Origin of the sequence: Sphingobium phenoxybenzoativorans, assembly GCF_001757355.1 — a bacterium.
Taxonomy (GTDB): Bacteria; Pseudomonadota; Alphaproteobacteria; order Sphingomonadales; family Sphingomonadaceae; genus Sphingobium; species Sphingobium phenoxybenzoativorans.
This window is the reverse complement of record NZ_MINO01000132.1, coordinates 1-5,351: the sequence shown is the minus strand read 5'-3', so window position 1 is coordinate 5,351 and position 5,351 is coordinate 1. Positions and strand designations below refer to the sequence as shown.

The window sequence follows — 5,351 nt, the reverse complement described above, 5'->3', positions numbered from 1 at the left end:
GGATCGGTCCGCGCGCTGCGCAGCGCGCCCGCGCGCGAGGCGCTGGAGGAGGTGCTGCCCGGCCTGATGGCGGCGCTGGCCAAGGCCCCTGACAGCGCCACTGCGCTCAACCGGCTCGACGACCTGATCGGCCGCCTGCCCAGCGCAATCAATTTCTTCAAACTGCTCGCCGCCCGCCCGGCGCTGACCCAGACGCTTGCCGAAATCCTGAGCCATGCCCCGGCGCTGGCCGATGCGCTGGGCGCGCGCGCTGAACTGCTGGACGGGCTGATCGACGCCACCGCCTTCGATCCCGTGCCGCAGGTCGATGTCCTCGCCCGGCAATTCGCCGCGCTCGACAGCGGGGAGGATTATCAGGTCTTGCTGGATCGCGTGCGGCAGCGGGTCGGCGACAAGCGGTTTGCGCTCGGCGCGCAGATCGTGCGCGGGACCGCCGATCCGCTGGAGGTCGCCGCAGGCTATTCCCGCGTCGCGGAGGCGGCGATCGAGGCGCTCGCCAGCGCCACCATCACCGAATTTGAGGAGGCGCACGGCAAGGTTCCCGGCGGAGAGCTTGTGATATTGGCCCTCGGCCGTCTGGGCGGCGGCGCGCTGACCCACGCCTCCGACCTTGATCTCATCTATCTGTTCACCGGAGACTTCGCCGCGGAATCGGACGGACGAAAATCCTTGGGCGCGACCCAATATTTCAACCGGCTGGCGCAGCGGATCGGCAATGCGCTGTCCGTCCCCACGGCATCCGGGCCGCTCTATGAAGTCGACACCCGCCTGCGGCCATCGGGCGCGCAGGGCCTGCTCGCCGTCAGCTTCGACAGCTTCGCCCGCTATCAGAAAGAGGAAGCATGGGCGTGGGAGCATCTGGCGCTCACCCGCGCCCGTCCGGTTTTCGGCCCGGAGGAAGCGCGCTGCAAGCTGGAGGGCATCATCGCCGATGTTCTGCATATGCCGCGCGACATCGACCGCCTGACCCGCGAGGCGGTGAAGATGCGCGGCGACATCGCCAAACACAAACCGCCCGCCGGCCCGCTGGACGCAAAGCTGGTGGAAGGCGGCCTGGTCGATCTGGAGTTCCTGACGCATGTCACCCAGTTCCGCCACGATATGGGCTTTGTCCCGCAACTGGGCAAAGCGCTGCAATTGCTGGCCGATGCCGGGCATCTCCCCGCCGACCTGCTGCCCGCGCATGACCTGATCACCCGTTTCCTGATCGTATCGCGCCTCGTGTCGCCCAAATCGACGGAGCCGCCCGCGGCCTCGCAGGCGCTGGTCGCGCGGGCGTGTGGCGAGGAGGACTGGCAGGCGCTGCTTGCAAGCTATGACGCCGCACGGCAAAGCATCGCGGCGCGCTGGGGCGACATCGCCACGGCCTAGGAGACGAAGCATGATCAAGGAAGGGGACAAGGCGCCCGGCGCATCGCTGGAGGATATGGACGGCGCACCTTTCACGCTCGCCCAATTCGCCGGCAAGCCGCTGGTCGTCTATTTCTATCCCAAGGCGGACACGCCCGGTTGCACCAGCGAGGCGCAGGCGTTCACCGCCTTGGCGGATAACTTCGCGGCAGCGGGCGCGCCCGTGATCGGCGTGTCGAAGGACAAGCCCGCAAAGCTCAGGAAATTCACGGACAAATATGGCCTGAAAGTCCAACTCGCCTCCGATGAGAAGGGCGGCTTTTGCGAGGCGTTCGGCACCTGGGTCGAAAAGAGCATGTATGGCCGCAGCTATATGGGGATTGAACGATCGACCTTCCTGATCGGCGCGGACGGCACGGTGCTGAAGGTCTGGCCCAAGGTGAAGGTCAAGGGCCATGCCGAGGATGTGCTGGCGGCGGTCAAGGCGCTTTGACGGCCACTCCGCATTCTTGAGATGACCAGCCTGGCCCATGCCTGCCGCAATGTCCTGCTGACCGCCGATCCCCATGCGAAGGTCATGGCGGCGCGCGCCGCCACGCGCGACTGGCGGCTGGGACGGCTGGATCACCGGTTCGACGTCGCGATGCCGGACCGTCCCGCGCGCCCGCCCCGGCCCGACCTGCTGCCGCCCAACCGCATGCCCAAGCGCGGCAAGGTGGGGTCGGAACGGTCGCGCATCGCGATGCTGCATGCGCTGGCGCATATCGAATTTGTCGCGATCGACCTCGCTTATGATTGCGCTGGGCGCTTCGGCGCGGGTTTCGGCCCGGCCTTTGCGGACGACTGGATGCAGGTGGGCGCGGAGGAGGCCATGCACTTCGCCCTCCTCTCCCGCAGGCTGCGCGCCCTGGGGTCGGCCTATGGCGATCTGCCCGCCCATGACGGCCTGTGGGAAGCGGCGGAGGAGACAGCGCATGATGTGATGGCGCGGCTGGCGATCGTGCCGATGGTGCTGGAGGCGCGCGCTCTGGATATTACGCCAGCGACCGTCGAGCGCTTTTCAAAGGCGGGCGACTTAAATTCGGCCCGCATGCTCGGCCGGATCATGAAAGACGAGATTCGCCACGTCGCGGCGGGGACAAGATGGTTCGTCTCGGCGGCGAACCGTGCTGGATTCGATGCCCCGGAATATTACCAAATCCTTGTAAACCGCCATTTTCGCGGCAGCCTCAAACCTCCGTTCAACGACTCAGCGCGTAGCCAAGCCGGTTTAACGCGGGAATTCTATGCTGCGCTTGCGTCATCACGGTTAATTTGCACTCTGTGACCTACGGGGGCAGCACAAGCTGCTTATAAATAGGGTCAAGTGCCACGCTGGCTGGGTCGGCCAACGCGGTAAGAGTCGGGGTTCGCATGTCGCAAAACCATAAAAAGAACAATCGTCGCAATCATTTGTTCCAATCCGCCAAAACCTTCCTCGCCGTCGCCGCCTTTGGCGCGCTGTGCGCAGCGGCTCCCGCCCGCGCCGCCGCCGATGACGAAGATGGCCCCTATGCCGACATCAACGAGGCCGACGCTGGCGCTCTGGGCAAGGGCGACGCTGGCTTCCAGTCCATTTTCTCCAGCCTGAAGCAGATGGATGGCGGCATGCAGTCCGCCGTTTACATCCCGTCGGGCCGCCCGGTCGACAAGATGATCGGCCTGACCAGCAGCTTCGGCGTCCGCTCTGACCCGTTCAACGGCCACGCCCGCATGCACAAGGGCATCGACATTCCCGGCGCTGTCGGCACCCCGATCTACGCGACCGCCGATGGCATCGTCAGCCGCTCCGGCTGGGCCAGCGGCTATGGCAATCTCGTCGAAATCTCGCACGGCAACGGCATGCAGACCCGCTATGGCCACATGTCGAAGCTGATCGTCGAACCCAACACCCGCGTCCGTCGCGGCCAGATCATCGGCCTGATGGGCTCGACCGGCCGCTCCACTGGCAGCCACCTGCATTATGAAGTGCGCGTCGATGGCGCTGCGATCAACCCCGTGCCGTTCATGGCCGGTTCCGAATATCTGATCGCCATGAACACCAAGCCCCCGGTCGCAATGGGTGGTCCGACGCCGAAGCAGGAAAACGACGCGGACTGATCCGGCTTATCAGCCGGTCTCTGGACCGGCCCATCAAAAGGCCCGGAAGCGTAACCGCTTGCCGGGCCTTTTGCTGATCCCTATCTTGGGGCCATGAGCGATATCGACCTGACTTCATCGGCTGCGGCGCGTGTCGCCTTCATCGCCACGAAAACCGGCAAGCCCGCGATCCTGCGCCTGGCGGTGGAGGGCGGCGGCTGCTCCGGCTTCCAGTACCGCTTCGGCCTCAGCGAAGGCGTGGAGGAGGACGATCTGGCCGTGGAGCGCGACGGCGTAACCCTGGTGGTGGATGCGATGAGCCTTGATCTCGTACGCGGATCGGCGGTCGATTTCGTCGAGGATATGGGCGGATCGGCCTTCAAGGTGACGAACCCCAACGCGACGGCCGGCTGCGGCTGCGGCTCCAGCTTTTCGGTGTGATTTGCATCGGAGCGATGGAAGTCGCCATACATGCTGATCAGAACGAAATGTCTCAGAGGTTAGCATGCTCGGCACGATCATAGATTTTATTGGAGCACGCCGCGCTCGAAATAGATCAAAGCTCGGCCAACAGATCGAAGCGACCCTGTGCGCGGGCATGACTATCCCAGATGCATTTGAATTGCTGTTCCAGTGGATCGAAGCCCATCGATATTTCGTGGACACGCCGAACGGCAGGATAGGTTTTTTGTTTCCAGAGGCCGAAATGAAGCAAGGCTGGAATGACACCGGCCGACCTGGTGGAACGGACATCGAGTTTTTTGGGGAAGGCAATGTAAACCTGAAATATTGGTTCGAAACAGAAAGCCCTCAAGTAATTGAGCGCCTCTGCGTTTTCGCTAAAACTGGCGCTGAGGGTTCGATGGCTGCTTTTTGGTTGGCTGACGATGGTACACAAAAGATTGTGCACTTAGGGTCTGGTTCAGGTTCAATCATGACTTGCGTGCTCGCAGATGATCCGATCGATTTTCTCCGTCTACTTGCCATTGGATACGATCAAATTTGCTGGGGCGATGCGTTTTCCGAGCCACCAAATGCTGGCGGAGGGTTTTTGGTCCAGCCTAATCATCGTTATCAGGCGTGGGTGAAATCGACATTTGATGTATCTATACCGGAGCGGGGGTCAGAACTCGTTTCTGCATCGGCCGTTTCGGCGTCGACGAATGAGCAATCTGCCGACCCCTTCTGGAATTGGGTCATCAAACAGATTCATTGACCGGCTGCGTTCGATCAACGGTCTCCAAGAACAGACAGTCCGCTTTCCGCCCATCGCAACCTTATTCCTTTCTGCCGGACAGAACAGAGATCATCATACCCCACCCACCCCCATCACCCTGATTCCCGCGGACTCTTGACGGGGACTCCCCGCTTGGCGCATTGTCCTGAAACGGAACATTTGGGGGACGAAGGCGATTATGGCGGCCAGCCGCGCCACGAAACGCACGCCGGACTGGCGTGACATGCTCAAACGCAGCATCATCCGCAGCGGCGCGCTGATCGGGTCGCTGGCGCTGTTCGCCTTTGCCGTGTTCCTGACGCTGGCGCTGCTCAGCTACGCGCCGAGCGACCCGTCGATGAACACGGTCGCCGCCGCGACGACCAAGAATATCATGCAGACGCCCGGCGCCTACACCGCCGATTTCCTGCTCTGGCTGTTCGGCGTCCCCGCCGCGCTGCTTATCCCGTTGATCTTCCTCAGCGCCCATCGCCTGTGGGGCGATGAGGATATGGCGGGGTGGAAGGGGCAGTTCGCCAAATGCCTGACCGGTATCGTGCTGCTCGGCATCGGCCTTGCCCTGTTCCAGCGGGAGCCGCTGGTCGGCCTGCCCGCCGGCTGGGGCGGCATTATCGGCCTGGTCGTGTCCAAGGGCATATTCAGCCTG

General features: G+C 63.2%; 6 protein-coding genes and 1 pseudogene. All 7 read left to right on the top strand.

Translation table 11 applies throughout. The features are described from left to right. A pseudogene (locus tag BHQ40_RS23930) lies at positions 1–1,371 on the top strand (glutamine-synthetase adenylyltransferase); the annotation flags it as partial. A 10-nt stretch (positions 1,372–1,381) separates the two neighbouring features. Beyond that, positions 1,382–1,843, top strand: a complete 462-nt coding sequence (gene bcp, locus BHQ40_RS23925) for a thioredoxin-dependent thiol peroxidase (protein WP_070158217.1) — start codon at positions 1,382–1,384, stop codon at positions 1,841–1,843. Between the two features lie 21 nt (positions 1,844–1,864). Then, positions 1,865–2,677, top strand: coding sequence for a ferritin-like domain-containing protein (locus tag BHQ40_RS23920; protein WP_070158216.1), 813 nt, complete (start codon positions 1,865–1,867; stop codon positions 2,675–2,677). 86 nt (positions 2,678–2,763) lie between these two features. Further along, positions 2,764–3,489: a M23 family metallopeptidase gene (locus BHQ40_RS23915; protein WP_070158215.1), complete on the top strand. Its 726-nt coding sequence runs from the start codon at positions 2,764–2,766 to the stop codon at positions 3,487–3,489. A gap of 93 nt (positions 3,490–3,582) precedes the next feature. Continuing rightward, positions 3,583–3,909 carry an iron-sulfur cluster insertion protein ErpA gene (gene erpA / locus BHQ40_RS23910; protein WP_070158214.1) on the top strand — a complete coding sequence of 109 codons (327 nt, stop codon included), beginning with the start codon at positions 3,583–3,585 and terminating at the stop codon, positions 3,907–3,909. A gap of 64 nt (positions 3,910–3,973) precedes the next feature. Further along, positions 3,974–4,684, top strand: a complete 711-nt coding sequence (locus tag BHQ40_RS23905) for a hypothetical protein (RefSeq protein WP_070158213.1) — start codon at positions 3,974–3,976, stop codon at positions 4,682–4,684. 199 nt (positions 4,685–4,883) lie between these two features. Next, positions 4,884–5,351 (top strand): DNA translocase FtsK 4TM domain-containing protein (locus BHQ40_RS23900; protein ID WP_171905951.1); only part of this gene is annotated, 468 nt, incomplete at its 3' end.